This window comes from Pseudomonas guariconensis (genome assembly GCF_024127895.1).
Lineage (GTDB): Bacteria > Pseudomonadota > Gammaproteobacteria > Pseudomonadales > Pseudomonadaceae > Aquipseudomonas > Aquipseudomonas guariconensis_B.
The window spans coordinates 49,085-64,481 of sequence record NZ_JAMYBK010000007.1; the positions used below are offsets into that span (position 1 = coordinate 49,085).

15 protein-coding genes are annotated in these 15,397 nt (G+C 65.2%); 3 read left to right on the forward strand and 12 right to left on the reverse strand.

Going from position 1 to position 15,397, the window contains the following annotated elements; translation table 11 throughout:
* Positions 1 to 3 precede the first annotated feature (3 nt).
* From NJF35_RS10485 to NJF35_RS10525, 9 genes are all read right to left on the reverse strand, one after another.
* Complete coding sequence (locus NJF35_RS10485) at positions 4 to 609, reverse strand: START domain-containing protein (protein ID WP_253091025.1); 606 nt, start codon at positions 607 to 609, stop codon at positions 4 to 6.
* A gap of 33 nt (positions 610 to 642) precedes the next feature.
* Positions 643 to 897: a YkgJ family cysteine cluster protein gene (locus NJF35_RS10490; RefSeq protein WP_225790377.1), complete on the reverse strand. Its 255-nt coding sequence runs from the start codon at positions 895 to 897 to the stop codon at positions 643 to 645.
* 120 nt (positions 898 to 1,017) lie between these two features.
* Positions 1,018 to 1,440: a hypothetical protein gene (locus tag NJF35_RS10495; RefSeq protein ID WP_253091005.1), complete on the reverse strand. Its 423-nt coding sequence runs from the start codon at positions 1,438 to 1,440 to the stop codon at positions 1,018 to 1,020.
* Between the two features lie 61 nt (positions 1,441 to 1,501).
* A complete protein-coding gene (locus NJF35_RS10500; protein ID WP_225790375.1) occupies positions 1,502 to 2,944 on the reverse strand; it encodes a PLP-dependent aminotransferase family protein in 1,443 nt (480 codons plus the stop codon).
* 333 nt (positions 2,945 to 3,277) lie between these two features.
* Positions 3,278 to 4,087: an OmpA family protein gene (locus NJF35_RS10505; RefSeq protein ID WP_253091006.1), complete on the reverse strand. Its 810-nt coding sequence runs from the start codon at positions 4,085 to 4,087 to the stop codon at positions 3,278 to 3,280.
* Positions 4,084 to 4,437 carry a DUF4398 domain-containing protein gene (locus NJF35_RS10510; protein WP_225790373.1) on the reverse strand — a complete coding sequence of 118 codons (354 nt, stop codon included), beginning with the start codon at positions 4,435 to 4,437 and terminating at the stop codon, positions 4,084 to 4,086. The genes NJF35_RS10505 and NJF35_RS10510 overlap by 4 nt, the downstream gene beginning before the upstream one ends.
* A gap of 9 nt (positions 4,438 to 4,446) precedes the next feature.
* The gene (locus NJF35_RS10515) at positions 4,447 to 5,268 is read right to left on the reverse strand and encodes a substrate-binding periplasmic protein (RefSeq protein WP_225790372.1); all 822 of its coding nucleotides are present in this window, start codon (positions 5,266 to 5,268) and stop codon (positions 4,447 to 4,449) included.
* A 104-nt stretch (positions 5,269 to 5,372) separates the two neighbouring features.
* The gene (locus tag NJF35_RS10520; RefSeq protein WP_225790371.1) at positions 5,373 to 6,302 is read right to left on the reverse strand and encodes an electron transfer flavoprotein subunit alpha/FixB family protein; all 930 of its coding nucleotides are present in this window, start codon (positions 6,300 to 6,302) and stop codon (positions 5,373 to 5,375) included.
* Complete coding sequence (locus NJF35_RS10525) at positions 6,303 to 7,052, reverse strand: electron transfer flavoprotein subunit beta/FixA family protein (protein ID WP_225790370.1); 750 nt, start codon at positions 7,050 to 7,052, stop codon at positions 6,303 to 6,305.
* 590 nt (positions 7,053 to 7,642) lie between these two features.
* Between NJF35_RS10525 and NJF35_RS10530 the strand changes: the two genes are divergently transcribed.
* Positions 7,643 to 9,307: an electron transfer flavoprotein-ubiquinone oxidoreductase gene (locus tag NJF35_RS10530; RefSeq protein ID WP_253080417.1), complete on the forward strand. Its 1,665-nt coding sequence runs from the start codon at positions 7,643 to 7,645 to the stop codon at positions 9,305 to 9,307.
* A gap of 157 nt (positions 9,308 to 9,464) precedes the next feature.
* On the opposite strand, the gene NJF35_RS10535 is transcribed toward NJF35_RS10530, so the two are convergent.
* The 3 genes from NJF35_RS10535 to NJF35_RS10545 all read right to left on the reverse strand — a co-directional run bounded on the left by NJF35_RS10535 (position 9,465) and on the right by NJF35_RS10545 (position 12,035).
* Positions 9,465 to 10,790: an MFS transporter gene (locus NJF35_RS10535; RefSeq protein WP_253091007.1), complete on the reverse strand. Its 1,326-nt coding sequence runs from the start codon at positions 10,788 to 10,790 to the stop codon at positions 9,465 to 9,467.
* A gap of 70 nt (positions 10,791 to 10,860) precedes the next feature.
* Entirely contained in the window at positions 10,861 to 11,346 is a 486-nt protein-coding gene (locus tag NJF35_RS10540; RefSeq protein WP_225790367.1) for a histidine kinase, read from the reverse strand.
* Positions 11,347 to 11,558: 212 nt separating this feature from the next.
* Entirely contained in the window at positions 11,559 to 12,035 is a 477-nt protein-coding gene (locus tag NJF35_RS10545; RefSeq protein ID WP_225790366.1) for a sigma-70 family RNA polymerase sigma factor, read from the reverse strand.
* A 216-nt stretch (positions 12,036 to 12,251) separates the two neighbouring features.
* Here NJF35_RS10545 and NJF35_RS10550 point away from each other — a divergent pair, with 216 nt between their 5' ends.
* Complete coding sequence (locus tag NJF35_RS10550; protein WP_253080419.1) at positions 12,252 to 13,430, forward strand: efflux RND transporter periplasmic adaptor subunit; 1,179 nt, start codon at positions 12,252 to 12,254, stop codon at positions 13,428 to 13,430.
* Complete coding sequence (locus NJF35_RS10555; protein ID WP_253080420.1) at positions 13,431 to 15,395, forward strand: MacB family efflux pump subunit; 1,965 nt, start codon at positions 13,431 to 13,433, stop codon at positions 15,393 to 15,395. It begins immediately after the preceding gene.
* Positions 15,396 to 15,397 lie beyond the last annotated feature (2 nt).

Consider the following 15,397-nt stretch of genomic DNA (forward strand, 5'->3'; position numbering starts at 1 on the left):
ACCTCAAGGCTTCTCGGCCAACTGCCGCAACCCCTTGAGCGTATTGAACGGCGCGTCCACCACGAACTTGTTGGCCAGCCACGAAGGCACGCTCCCCCCAGGCTCGGTATGCACCTGGTAGGTCACTTCGGTACTGTCCCCCTTGGGCACCAGCTTCCAGTACCCCTTCACCTGCGCCACCCGCACATAGCCCTTCTCCTCGGGAATGTATTTGGGATCCTCCTCGATCCTGCGGGTCACGCTGCCGTCGGCCTCGACGGTGGTGGTCACGTGCAGGACCGAATCACGCGGCGTCACCGGCCAGGGCGTATTGAACTGGGTATAGGTCCAGCTCTGGTCACCTTCATGCTTGAGCAACTTCTGCGACTTGCACTCATGGATCCAGGCACAGGCGCCCGCCACATCCTCCTGCAGCGCCTTGACCTTGGCCAGCGGCGCCTTGATCACCGTCACCCCACGGTAGGCCTTGTACTTGGAACCAGGCACCTCGCTGAGGGACACCTTGATCCCCTCCTCGTCCTTGGCTACCTGCCAGTTCTCGGCCCAGGCGGCCGGCGCCAGCAGGACACCCATGCCACACAGCAGTGCAATACGCTTGAACGATCTCATCATCTTTGTCCTTGTTGTCGAAGTTCCAGCCTGTCACGCCGCCGTCATCCGCTCCAGCCAACCGAGAATCCTGATCGCTTCGTCACGGTCGTCGCCGCACACCTCCACGTCCGCCCTGAAACCACCACACACCTTCGGCCGCTCGGGCTTGCCGAACAGGTCGCAGAGGTTTTCCACGGTCAGGTGCAGGCAACGCTCACCCGCCGGCTTGCCCTGGGGCATGCGCGGCATCGGCGAACTGATGGAAGGTGCGATGCAGCAGGCGCCACAGCCCTCTCGGCATTTCATGAAAACAGGACTCCCTGGAACAGAATGGGACGAGCGTCCCTGGATGGTAACCGCTCAAACATACGTTTGAAATTGCTGGCCGGATGAAATCTGCCCTGACCGGGCAGTCAGTTGGACCGACTACTGACGGAATTCGAAATCGATGGCTGCCCCGTCTACGTCACGCCGGCTGTCGTTGCGCAACTGCAGCTGCATCTCGTTGCTGATCAAGCGGCCATTGAGCTGGAACGGACTGTCGTCGGACATCGGCTTTACCGGGAACATGGACGGCAACAGCGGCGCGCGGCCTGGCGTCGAGGTGCCGACGTCGGGCTTGAGGTCCTTGACCATCTCCACAGGCAGGCTCAAGTCCAGCTTGGGCTTTGGCAGCGGTTTCGCCACGGCCTTACGCAGTGGTTTGCGCGCCACGGGCTTGGGCTTGGCCACGACCGCGCCGGGTTTCGATTGCGCCTGGACCGCCGGTTGTGCAGCCTGCAGCGCCCCACTGGACAGGCACAGAGGCGCCAGGCAGAAGAACAGGGCAAGAGAGCGAAGCGCTTTCATCGACATCGAAGGCCAGCTGCAAAGATGCGTATGCTCTCTGTTCCTTTCGCGCCTGGCAAGCCTACAGCAGCGAACCTGCCGGCGCCTTGCACAGCTGGTGGGCCAGCAACCCGAGGGTGATCACCGCGCGCTCCGCCTCCTTGTTCCACGGAATACCGCAATTGAGCCGGATGCAGTGGTTGAACTGCTCGGTGTTGCTGAAGATCAGCCCCGGCGCGATGCTGATCCCCTGCTCCAGCGCCCGCACGTGCAACTCCTGGGTATTGACCCGCCCCGGCAGGCTGACCCAGAGGATGAATCCCCCCGTGGGCCGGGTCATCTGCGTACCTTCCGGAAAGTGCTGCTGCACTGCCAACTGATAGGCGCTGAGGTTCTTGCGGTACTCCTGGCGGATGTAGCGCAGGTGTCGATCATAGCCTCCGTTCTCCAGGTAGGCCGCCACGCCCATCTGTGTCACGCTGCAGGCCGAATGGGTGGTGAAGGTCTGCAGGCGCTGGATCTCGTCCTGGTAGCGCCCGGCGATCATCCAGCCAACACGCACCCCTGGCGACAAGGTCTTGGAGAAACTCGAGCAGTAGATCACCCGGTCCAGGCGATCGAAAGCCTTGAGCGCCTTGGTGCGCCCCTGCTCGAACATCAGCTCGCCGTAGATATCGTCCTCGACGATCTGGATGTCGAAGTCCGAGGCCAGGCGCAACAGCTGCTTCTGGCGCTCCTCGGGAATGGTGCCGCCGAGCGGGTTGCTCAGCCGCGGGGTCAGCACCAGGGCCTTGATCGACCACTGGTTGGCCGCCAGTTGCAGGGCCTCGAGGCTGATGCCAGTGGACGGATCGCTGGGAATCTCGATGACCTTCAGGCCCAGCAGGTCGGCCAGTTGCAGCAAGCCGTAGTAGGTCGGCGATTCGGCGGCGATCAGGTCGCCCGGCCGGGTCAGCACCCGCAGCGACATCTGCAGGGCATCGACGCAGCCGTGGGTGACCACGACCTCGCGCGGATCGACCAGCACCCCGGCATCGCGCATGCGGATAGCGATCTGCCGGCGCAACGGCTCGAAGCCGGGGCTGAACATATAGCTGAACGCCCGTGGGCTATGGAAGCGCGTGACCTTGGCCAGTTGCTGGTGCAGCGCCCGCACCGGCAGGTAGTCCACGTGGGGCACCGCCGCACCGAACGGGAACACGCCATCGCGCCGCGCCTCGGTCAGCACCTGCTGGATGATACTGGCGCGGGTGACCAGGCCAGGCCGCTCGACCCGGGCGATATCCGGTGTCTGGGCGGTCAGCGCTGGGGTCTGGTGCACGTAGTACCCCGACTGCGGACGCGCGCGGATCAGCCCCTGGTCCTCCAGGTTGGCGTAGGCCTGCAGCACCGTGGCGTGGCTGACGTTGAGCTGGGCGCTCATCTTGCGTACGGACGGTACGCGCTCGCCGGGCTGGTAGACACCCCGGCGGATGTCGTCGGCCAGTTGCTGGGCGATGCGCTGGTACAGCAGCAGGTTGGTCATGGCGGTTTCTCGAAGCGCAAACGGGTTCGTTGTTCTTGTGCGGCTCACTGACGAGACAGAATACCGTAACAGTTGCAAAGTGTACTGGGACAGATCGCAGAATAGTCAACAATACAGTTGCGTGACAGCCATGCGATGGATGCTGGCGCTTCGTTCCGACGAATGAAGAACTGGCCTCGTTCGCGCCCGATATGATCTGCGCCGGCCCTTTTGGGGGCGCTTCGCGACACAAGGCCGCTCTCACAGGTACGGCGCTGGATTACAGCGCAGCGTCGTACCTGTGAGAGCGGCCTTGTGTCGCGAAAGGGCTGCGCAGCAGCCCTGGCTCGAATATCAGCGCACCGGCGCCAGCTTGCCCTTGTCGTCGGAGAAGACGATCTCCACCCGCCGGTTCTGCGCCCTGCCCCGCTCCGAGGCATTGGCCTCGACCGGGTACTGGTCGCCATAACCCTCGACCTGGATGCGCTTCTCGTCGACACCGAGGTCGACCAGCATGTCGGCCACGGCCTGGGCCCGGTCGCGAGACAGCTTGAGGTTGTCCTCGGGAGCGCCGGTGCTGTCGGTATAGCCCTCGATGCGCACCACCCGACGCGGGTTGAGCTGAAGGAACTGAACCAGCTTGAGGACTGTGCGGCTGGCCGAGTTCTTCAGGTCGGCGCGCCCGGTATCGAACAACACGTCGCCCAAGGTCATCACCAGCCCTCGGTCGCTCTGCTCGGAAGCCAAGGCGGCGATCTGCGCCTCGACCCACTTGCCCTGCTGCTGCACACTGGCCAGCTTGGCCTCGCGCAAGGCCAACTGCAGGCGCTGGCGCTCCAGATCGAGCTTGGCCAGCCGCTCCTGGTTCAGCGCCAATTTGGCGTGCTCGCCGGCAATCTCGCTGTAGCGCCGGCTCAGGTAGGCATAGTGGCGAACATCGGCCCCGGTACCGATGTAGCTGGACAGACGCTCGGCCTTGGCCAGCGACTCGCCTGCGCGGATCACATCGCGGGGAGCGCTGCGCAGCACATCGGAATCGTCCTTGACCCGCTGGAATGCGGTGCTGGCCTCATCCAGCGCCGAGGCGCTGCGCTGGCTGGCGCAGCCCTGCAAACCGACCAGCGCCAGCACCGCCAGGGCGGCCATCGATGGCTTGCCCATCATGGCTGCACCTCCAGCTGCTTGCGCAGGCGCGTGACCCGCGATTGCAGCAGCTCGAGCTGCTCCTCGCTCTTGCTGGTCAGCACCTGGGCCTCGGCCAGACGCGCATCCAGCTCGGCCTGCTCGGCACGCATGCGCGCTTCACGGTAGCTTGCACGGGTCATGTTGGCCTTGGCCCGCGCCAGTTTGTCTTCAGCCAGCTTGAGCGCCTCCACCTGGTCGGTGGCGCCGACGGCCTTGGCCTGCTCCAACGCCTGTTCGGACAAGCGCAGTTGCTCGTTGGGCGCCGGATCGTTGGCGCAGCCCGACAGGCCAAGCACGACCAGGGCCAGGATCAATGGTTGGGTTCTCACGCAATCTTCCTACTGTTTGGGAGCATCCTGCGGCCCCTGCATCTGTGCCTTCCAGCGCTCGACATTGCGCTGCAGCACCGCCTCGGATGCCCCGGAAATCGGCAATTCTGTCAGTTTTTTCGCCAGTTGTCCGCGCAACCAGGCGTCATTGCAGGCCGAGTTGTGCGACACGGCCAGGTACAGGCCCGGGCGGTCCACCGGCAGGCCACGGGCGATCAGGTCGTTGCCCATGCCCAGGCTCTGCATCATGCCCATGCCCGCATAACGGCCAGCCAGCACGTAGTCGACCTGACCCAGCACCAGCTTCTGGAACGCCTGGGTCAGGTTCTGCGCCGGCTCCAGCTTGAGCTGGGCCTTGGCAAAGGCTTCGAAGGCCGGCGTCAGGCGTGCCCTTTCCGAGAGGCTACCCCGATAGCGGGCCAGGTCCGCCGGGCCATCGAACACCACCGAGGCGTCATGACGAGTCCAGACCAGATACTCGTTGAGCTGCAGGGGCGGATGGATATAGTCCAGCGCGGTCAACTGGCCTACCTGCATGGGGGTATCGACCAGCAGGTCCATGCGCCCGCTGCGTACCTCCTCCAGCGCCTGCTCGCGCTTACCGGCGTGCAATACCTCGAGCGACACGCCAAGCTCCCTGGCCACCTGGCGCAGCAAGTCGACATTGGCGCCGATCAGGTGCCGGGGGTCGTTCGGGTCCTGCCAGGAATACGGTGGCGCATCCGGGCTGCCGGTCGCCACCAGGCGCTCGCACTTGCCCGCCGCCATCGCCAGCGGCGACAGCAGCGCTGCCACGCAGGCCAGCGCCCTGCCCGTTCCGCGAAACTCCATGCCTCACTCCTCACGCTATCAACCCTGCAGGCTCGGCCTCGCACACAAAAAAAGCCCGGCCCCCTGCAGGAGGGCCGGGCTTCTTTATAAGTGAAGCAGGCGGATCAGACCAGCTTTTCCAGCTCCGGAACCGCTTCGAACAGGTCCGCGACCAGGCCGTAGTCGGCGACCTGGAAGATCGGCGCCTCCTCGTCCTTGTTGATCGCCACGATCACCTTGGAGTCCTTCATGCCCGCCAGGTGCTGGATGGCACCGGAGATACCCACGGCGATGTACAGCTGCGGCGCGACGATCTTGCCGGTCTGGCCGACCTGCATGTCGTTGGGCACGAAGCCTGCGTCGACCGCGGCGCGGGAAGCGCCGACGGCAGCACCGAGCTTGTCGGCCAGGGCGTACAGGTGCTTGAAGTTGTCACCGTTGCCCATGCCGCGGCCGCCGGAAACGACGATCTTGGCAGCGGTCAGCTCAGGACGGTCGGACTTGGCCAGCTCTTCACCGACGAAGGCGGACTTGCCGGCGTCGTGCACGGCGCCAACGGCCTCGACCGCGGCCGAGCCACCTTCGGCGGCCACGGCGTCGAAGCCGGTGGCGCGCACGGTGATGACCTTGACGCCAGCGCTGGATTGCACGGTGGCAATGGCGTTACCGGCGTAGATCGGGCGCTTGAAGGTGTCGGCGGACTCGACCGAGATGATCTCGGAGATCTGGTCGACGTCCAGCAGTGCGGCGACGCGCGGCAGGATGTTCTTGCCGTTGGTGGTGGCCGGGGCCAGCACGTGGCTGTAAGCCTTGCCCAGCTCGGCAACCAGCGGGGCGACGTTTTCCGGCAGCAGGTGGGCGTAGGCGGCGTTGTCCGCGACCAGCACCTTGGCAACGCCGGCGATCTTGGCGGCGGCCTCGGCAACGCCAGCGACGTTCTGGCCAGCGACCAGCACGTGGATATCACCACCGATCTTGGCGGCGGCAGCGACAGTGTTCAGGGTAGCCGGGGCAACGGCACCGTTTTCGTGTTCAGCGACAACCAGGATAGTCATTTAGATTACCTTCGCTTCGTTCTTCAGCTTCTCGACCAGTTCGGCCACCGACTTGACCTTGATACCGGCGCTGCGCGCAGCCGGCGCTTCGACCTTCAGGGTCTTGTTGGTGGAGGCGGTGGAAACGCCCAGCGCGTCCGGCGTCACGGTCTCCAGCGGCTTCTTCTTGGCCTTCATGATGTTCGGCAGCGACGCGTAGCGTGGCTCGTTCAGGCGCAGGTCGGTGGTGACGATCGCCGGCAGGTTCAGCGCGACGGTCTGCAGGCCGCCATCGATCTCGCGGGTGACGTTCAGCTTGTCGCCAGCGACCTCGACCTTGGAGGCGAAGGTGCCCTGGGCATAGCCGGTCAGCGCAGCGAGCATCTGGCCAGTCTGGTTGTTGTCGCTATCGATGGCCTGCTTGCCGAGGATCACCAGTTGTGGCTGTTCCTTGTCGACCACGGCCTTGAGGGCCTTGGCCACGGCCAGGGAGTTCAGCTCTTCACTGGTTTCGACCAGGATGGCGCGGTCGGCGCCGAGGGCCAGGGCGGTACGCAGCTGCTCCTGGGCAGCGGTGGGGCCGATGGTAACGGCGACGATCTCGGTGGCCACACCCTTCTCTTTCAGGCGCACGGCTTCTTCGACGGCGATCTCGCAGAAGGGGTTCATGGACATCTTGACGTTTGCAAGGTCGACGCCGGAGTTGTCCGCCTTGACGCGAACCTTGACGTTGTAGTCGACCACTCGTTTGACAGCTACAAGAACCTTCATGGATTCCTCGTTACTCTCCGGTGAAAAGAATGTCGCCTGGGGCAATTAGGCTTTGTACGAAAAGTGCCTGCGCGATCTTTCGTACAAACCCTACCCCTGCGATTGCGCGTGGGTACAAGGGCACCTCTAAAAACGTTCCGGCGCAGAGGAAATTTCCAGTGACCGATAAGTCCTATCGCGACTGCCAGGGCAAAACCGACGGGTCATTTCCTGTCGTGGCGTGTAGACTCCACTACAAAACGGGATTCGGCCTGAAAACCCTGCTCCACGCCTGGTCTTTAGGGGTGCACCTGCGCCCGACGGTCAGCCTACGGCGAGCGTAAAACCGCTCGTATCTTGACCGTAACACCCAATCCGGTCAATACGGCAAATTGGCCAGCCTCCAGCCGCGCTCCAGTGATTTTACTGGGCTCCGGCAAATTCAAACAAACGTTTGTATTGGACCCGCCAAGTGGTGTAGATATAATGCGCGGCCAAGAGAAAACGGTGTAGTCCGTCGTTCACGAAGCTACAGCTTGCGTAGCCGTGCGTAGGTATCCGACACCCAATAAGACAAGCAACAGCGATGAGCCTTGAGTAGGAGAGAACCAGTGGAACGCGAATACATGGAATTCGACGTGGTCATCGTCGGCGCCGGCCCGGCGGGCCTGTCCGCCGCCTGCCGCCTGAAGCAGAAGGCCGCCGAAGCCGGTAGCGAGATCAGCGTCTGCGTGGTCGAGAAAGGCTCCGAGGTCGGCGCCCACATCCTCTCCGGCGCGGTGTTCGAACCCCGTGCCCTGAACGAGCTGTTCCCCGACTGGAAAGAGCTCGGCGCGCCGCTGAACACCGAGGTCAAGCGCGACGACATCTATGTGCTCAAGGATGCCGGCAGCTCGACCAAGGTCCCTGACCTGTTCGTGCCCAAGACCATGCACAACCAGGGCAACTACATCATCTCCCTGGGCAACCTGTGCCGCTGGCTGGCCCAGCAGGCCGAGAACCTGGGCGTGGAGATCTACCCGGGCTTCGCCGCCCAGGAAGCGCTGTTCGACGACAACGGCGTAGTCCGCGGCATCGTCACGGGCGATCTGGGTGTCGACCGCGAAGGCAACCCCAAGGACGGCCTGTACACCCCCGGCATGGAGCTGCGCGCCAAGTACACCCTGTTCGCCGAAGGCTGCCGTGGCCACATCGGCAAGCAGCTGATCAAGCGCTTCGACCTCGACAGCGAGTCCGACGTCCAGCACTACGGCATTGGCCTGAAGGAAATCTGGGAAATCGACCCGGCCAAGCACGAACAAGGCCTGGTGGTGCACACCGCCGGCTGGCCGCTGGATGTGCTGAGCGCCGAGAACACCGGTGGCTCCTTCCTCTATCACCTGGAGAACAACCAGGTCGTGGTCGGCCTGATCGTCGACCTGTCCTATGCCAACCCCTACCTGTCGCCGTTCGATGAGTTCCAGCGCCTGAAGCACCACCCGGTGATCAGCCAGTACCTCGAAGGCGGCAAGCGCATCAGCTACGGCGCCCGCGCCATCTGCAAGGGCGGCCTGAACTCGCTGCCGAAGATGGTGTTCGACGGTGGCGCACTGATCGGTTGCGACCTCGGCACCCTGAACTTCGCCAAGATCAAGGGCAGCCACACGGCCATGAAGTCCGGCATGCTCGCCGCCGAGGCAGTGGCCGACGCGCTGGCCGCCGGCCGCGAAGGCGGCGACAAGCTCGAGGGCTATGTCGATGCCTTCAAGGCCAGCTGGCTGTACGAAGAACTGTACGCCAGCCGCAACTTCGGCCCGGCCATGCACAAGTTCGGCCCGATCTTCGGCGCAGCCTTCAACTATGTCGACCAGAACTGGTTCGGCGGCAAGCTGCCGTTCACCTTGCACGACACCAAGCCGGACTACGCCTGCCTCAAGCTCGCGGCCGACGCGAAGAAGATCGACTACCCCAAACCCGACGGCAAACTCAGCTTCGACAAACTCAGCTCGGTGTTCCTCTCCAGCACCAACCATGAAGAAGAACAGCCCTGCCACCTGAAGCTCGCCGACCCGAACGTGCCGATCGCCAGCAACCTGCCGCTGTACGACGAGCCGGCCCAGCGCTACTGCCCGGCTGGCGTGTACGAAGTGGTCACCCAGGAAGACGGCAGCAAGCGCTTCCAGATCAACGCGCAGAACTGCGTGCACTGCAAGACCTGCGACATCAAGGACCCGGCCCAGAACATCACCTGGGTCACCCCTGAAGGCGCGGGCGGGCCGAACTACCCGAACATGTAAGATCCACTGCGGGCCCCAGGGGCCGCTTTGCAGCCCCAAATGGCGACTGAAGACCACATGAGGCCTTCCCCGCCCCACGAAAAAGCCCCCTGGCCACATGGCTCGGGGGCTTTTTCATATCTGGCAGTGCGTACTTCCTCGATCAGGCGCTATCGCCTCATTTGTCACCACACATGATCGGCACAGGCTCCGCGGCGAACCCCAAGGGCTCCCGACGCCCGAAGTACAAGGCCGTGAGCAACCCGACCACGCCCATGGCCAGACAGAAGCCGACACACACCCACGGGCTCCACGGCATCAGCGCGATCAGCGCCAGCGGCGTGGTGCTGGCCCACAGGGCGTAGGCGATGTTGTAGGTGAAGGAGATACCGGAGACACGAATCTCGGCCGGGAACAACCCGACCATCACCGACGGCACCACCCCCACCACACCGCAAGACAACCCGGCCAACGCATAGGCCAGCCAGGTCCAGCCCACCTGCCCCACCAGGCTCGCGTACAGCGCACCGGTCCCCACGGGCAGCAGCAGGCTGTAGATCACCAGCGCGCGCCAGGCACCGATACGGTCGACCAGCATGCCTGCCAGCACGCAGCCGATGTTGAGAAAGACGATCCCCACGCTGCTCAAGGCGAAGGTGTCTGCGGCGGCGATGCCGAAGCGCTGTTGCATCACCGTCGGGGTGATCACCACCAGCACCACCACCGCCGAGGTCAGCACGCAGGTCAACAGTGCCGCCGGGACCAGGGCCCGGCGATGCTCGCCCAGCACGCTGCGCAGCGGGAAGGCCACCGGCTGCGCCTGGCGCTCGCGCAAGGCCAGGAACACCGGTGTCTCGCTCAGCCAACGGCGCAGCCAGACACCGATGACGCCAAAAACACCGCCGAGCAGGAAGGGATAACGCCAGGCGTAGTCGAGGATCTCCTGCCGGCTGTACAGCTGCGCCAGCAAGGTCGCGGTCAGGGCGCCGAGCAGGTAGCCGAACGTCAGCCCGGCCTGCAGGAAGCCCAGGGCATAGCCTCGCCGCCCGGGCGGGGCATGCTCGGCGACGAAGGTCCAGGCACTGGGCACCTCGCCACCCACCGCCGCGCCCTGCAGGATGCGCAGGGCCAGCAGGAGCAGCGGCGCGGCATAGCCGATGTCGGCGTAGGTCGGCATCACCCCGATCAGCAGGCACGGCAGGGCCATCATCAGGATGCTCAGGCTGAACACCCGCTTGCGCCCCAGGTGATCGGCGAAGTGGGCCATGAGGATGCCCCCCAGGGGCCTGGCCAGGTAGCCGGTGACGAAGATCCCGAAACTTTGCAGCAGGCGCAGCCATTCGGGCATCTGCGGCGGAAAGAACAGCTGGCTCAGGGTCAGGGCGAAGAACACGAAGATGATGAAATCGTAGATTTCCAGCGCGCCGCCCAGCGCCGCCAGGCCGAGGGTCCGGTGGTCGCTGCGGCTTAACCGGGCCTGGCGCGGGGTATCGATGGCAGTCATGGCAGGGGTCCTGCAGATCGGCAAAGGGCAAGAGGATAGCAAATGCCCGCTGCCTGTGGTCCTGCATGCCTCAGCTCGTGCGGCTGAACACGGTCTGGGCGAAGTTCATGCGTGGCCTGGGACGCGGCGCTCCGGCACAGAGCCCAGGCGGCAGGGGCACCTGCCCCACCACCACCGGCAGGTCGATGATCGCCATGAACGACTCCAGCGCCTCGCTGTCCGGCACCCTGGCCAGGCTGACATTCACCGCATGCCGTTCGGCCTGCGGCACCGCGGGTACTTTCAGGTGCTGCGCGTGGTACAACAGGGCATGCTGAATCTGCGGGCTGACGCGGCAGAAGCGCGCCAGGTCGACGCCGGCATGGCTGGCCAGCTCGATATTGCCGACCAGCAGGTTGAACGGCTGCAACGCGCTCTCGACCAGGCGTTGCAGGTCGTCGAAGCTGTCCACCGGGGCGATGCGGTAATAGCCCAGCCCATTGAGCATCTTCTCCAGTTGCAGGCGCTGGCAGGGGTGCTCTTCGGCGATGAGGATGCGCATGGCTTTGTTCGGCATCATCCGGACCTGGGCAGTTGGCTGTTGAGAGACGCTCCCTGACCATACTGCGCCAGTGCAGGCTGCCGGCAGGACGGTACCTGGCGGGGTCTTCATTGATAGTTGTCGGGAAACCAGGAGAAATCAAGTCGCCAGCACCGGGAATTTCCACGCCCTGGGGTTTTCAGCGACGCCCCTGCCTGCCAGGGGCCACCTGGCCATCGACCGGCGTCTCAGGACTCCCACTGGCGCATGCGCAGCCGGCAGTGCTTCATGGCATTGACGATGTGCTTTTCCACCAGGCTGCGCGAGATCCCCAACTGCTCGGCGATCTGCTGGTGCGACAGGCCCTCGAGCTTGCGCAGCAAGAAGCTGTCGCGGCAAGGCCCACTGAGTTCGTCCAGGGCCCGCTGCATCAGGTCCAGGCGCTGGTCCAGTTGCAGGCGCTGCGATAGCGCCGGGCCATGCCAGCGCTCATCGCTGTCGAGCACTTCCAACGGCTCGGCCTGACGCACCAGGTGGCGCCGATGACGATCGACCACCAGGTTCAACGCGGTGCGATAGAGAAAGGCGCGCGGATGCTCGATCCGCTGTGCGTCGGTACGTTCCAGTACACGCAGGTAGGCATCATGGGCGACATCCTCCGCCGCCTGGCGATTGCCCAGGCGCGCGGATAAGAAGCTCACCAGTTCGCGATAGTAATGTTCCACGACGGCACCTGGGGTCTCCCTGCTGACGCTGAAAAACAGGGGTGCGGGACTTGAGTGATATCAACACGGCATCTTACAAATTATAATTATTCTCAGCAACATACAGCCCTCGCCTCCATCCAGCTAAATCCCCGCTCCTTGCCTTCGTTTATCTGGGACCGCCTTGCACGCTACGATCTGGCAGCGAGCGGCCATCACCTCTGGCTGGAAGTACGCATGAGACGTTTAACCAACACCCGCCGTCGTATCCTGCTCGGTGGCCTAGGCTTGCTTGGCCTGGGTGCGCTGCTGGCCTGGAAGACCCTGCCCTTCGGCGCGCTGCCGGTCGATACCGTGACCGTCACCCGCGCCGACATCGAGAGCAGCGTCACCGCCCTGGGCACCCTGCAGCCGCGCCGCTACGTCGATGTCGGCGCCCAGGCCTCCGGGCAGATCCGCAAGTTGCACGTGGAAGTCGGCGACGAAGTCCGCCAGGGCCAGTTGCTGGTGGAGATCGATCCCTCCACCCAGCAGGCCAGGCTCGACGCCGGGCGCTACTCGATCGAGAACCTCAAGGCCCAGCTCGCCGAACAGCGCGCCCAGTTCCAACTGGCCCAGCAGCAATACCGGCGCCAGCGCGACCTGGCCGCCGCCGGCGCCACCCGCGAAGAAGACCTGCAGGCAGCCGACGCCCAGCTCAAGGTGACCCAGGCCCGCATCGACATGTACCAGGCGCAGATCCGCCAGGCCCAGGCCAGCCTGCGCAGCGACGAGGCGGAGCTGGGCTATACCCGCATCTATGCCCCCATGACCGGCACCGTGGTCGCCGTGGACGCCCGCGAAGGCCAGACCCTCAACGCCCAGCAGCAGACACCGTTGATCCTGCGCATCGCCAAACTCTCGCCGATGACCGTCTGGGCCCAGGTGTCCGAGGCCGACATCGGCAAGGTCGAGCCCGGCATGACTGCCTACTTCACCACCCTGGCCGGTGGCAAGCGCCGCTGGACCAGCACCGTGCGGCAGATCCTGCCGATCCCGCCCAAGCCGCTGGACCAGGCCAGCCAGGGCGGCGGCAGCCCTACCAGCGCCACCGCCGGCACCACCGGCGCCCAGGTGGTGCAATACACCGTGCTGCTCGACGTGGACAACCCGGACGGCGCCCTGATGGCCGAGATGACCACCCAGGTGTTCTTCGTCGCCGGCCAGGCCAGCCAGGTGCTCACCGCGCCGCTGGCGGCCCTGGACGACGCCGGCACCGACGGCCTGCGCCTGGCCCAGGTGCTCACCCGCGACGGCAAGGTCGAACAGCGCAAGGTGCGCACCGGCCTGAGCGACCGCCTGCGCGTGCAGATCCTCGATGGCCTCGCCGAAGGCGAGCAACTGGTCATCGGCGCCCCGGCCGCCAGCGGAGGTTGAATGACAGCGCCCCTGATCGAACTCAGCGACATCCGCAAGCACTACGGCGGCATCGACTCGCCGAAGGTGGAAGTCCTGCGCGGCATCAGCCTGAGCATCCACCCCGGTGAATTCGTCGCCATCGTCGGCGCCTCCGGCTCGGGCAAGTCGACCCTGATGAACATCCTCGGCTGCCTCGACCGCCCCACCAGCGGCAACTACCGCTTCGCCGGCAAGGATGTCGCCGAACTGGACAGCGACGAACTGGCCTGGCTACGCCGCGAGGCCTTTGGCTTCGTGTTCCAAGGCTATCACCTGATCCCCTCCGGCTCGGCCCAGGAGAACGTCGAGATGCCGGCCATCTATGCCGGCACCCCGGCCGCCGAGCGCCACGCCCGCGCAGCTGCCCTGCTCGATCGCCTGGGCCTGGCCAGCCGCACCGGCAATCGTCCGCACCAGTTGTCTGGCGGCCAGCAGCAGCGGGTGTCGATCGCCAGGGCCCTGATGAACGGCGGCCACATCATCCTCGCCGACGAACCCACCGGCGCCCTGGACAGCCACAGCGGCGCCGAAGTCATGGCCCTGCTCGACGAGCTGGCCAGCCAGGGCCATGTGATCATCCTCATCACCCACGATCGCGAAGTGGCGGCCCGGGCGCGACGGGTGATCGAGATCCGCGACGGCCTGATGATCAGCGACTCGGCGGCCGACCAGCCTGCCGGCCAAGCGCACCCCGGCCTGCAGGCCGACGACCTGCGCCAGCGCCTGGACCGCGGCGCCACCCTGCGCGGGGCCTGGAAGGGCGAATTGCTCGAGGCCCTGCAGGCGGCCTGGCGGGTCATGTGGATCAACCGCTTCCGCACCGCGCTGACCCTGCTCGGTATCGTCATCGGCGTCGCCTCGGTGGTGGTGATGCTGGCCGTCGGCGAAGGCAGCAAGCGCCAGGTCATGGCGCAGATGGCCGCGTTCGGCTCGAACATTCTCTACCTCAATGGCCACCACGCCACCCTGCGCGAACCGGCCGGCATCGTCACCCTGGACGATGTCGCCGCGATCGCCCAGTTGCCCCAGGTCAAGCGCATCATGCCAGTGATCGGCGATCAACTGACCGTGCGCCACGGCAACAACAACCAGCAGTTCTATGTCGGCGGCAACAACACCCAGTTCTCCGAGATCCTCAACTGGCCGGTGGTCGAAGGCAGCTTCTTCAGCGAAGCCGACGAGCAGGCCGGCGCTGCCGTCGCGGTGATCGGCCAGAAGGTCCGGGACAAACTCATGGAGCCCGGCAGCGACCCGCTAGGGCAGTACCTGCTGATCGGCAACGTACCCTTCCAGGTGGTCGGCCTGCTCGCCGGCAAGGGGGCCAGCTCCGGCGACCAGGACAGCGACGAGCGCATCGTGGTGCCCTACTCCGCCGCTTCCGTGCGCCTGTTCGGCAAGCACGACCCGGAATATGTGATCATCGCCGCCGCCGACTCGAGCCGGGTGAGCGAGACCGAACGGGCCATCGATCACCTGATGCGCCAGCGCCACCAGGGCAAGCGGGACTTCGAGCTGACCAACGACGCTGCACTGATCCAGGCCGAGGCGCGCACGCAGAACAGCCTGTCGCTGATGCTCGGTGCCATCGCTGCCATTTCCCTGCTGGTCGGCGGCATCGGCGTGATGAACATCATGCTCATGACCGTGCGCGAGCGTACCCGCGAGATCGGCATCCGCATGGCCACCGGCGCCCGCCAGCGCGACATCCTGCGCCAGTTCCTCAGCGAGGCGGTGATGCTGTCGATGGTCGGCGGGGTGACCGGTATCGTGCTGGCCCTGGGCATCGGCGCTGGCCTTATGCTGGGAGGTGTCGCCGTGGCCTTTGCCCTACCCGCCATCCTCGGCGCCTTCGCCTGCGCCGTGATCACCGGCATCGTGTTTGGCTTCATGCCTGCCCGCAAGGCGGCCCGTCTCGACCCGGTCAAAGCCCTTACCAGCGAATAATC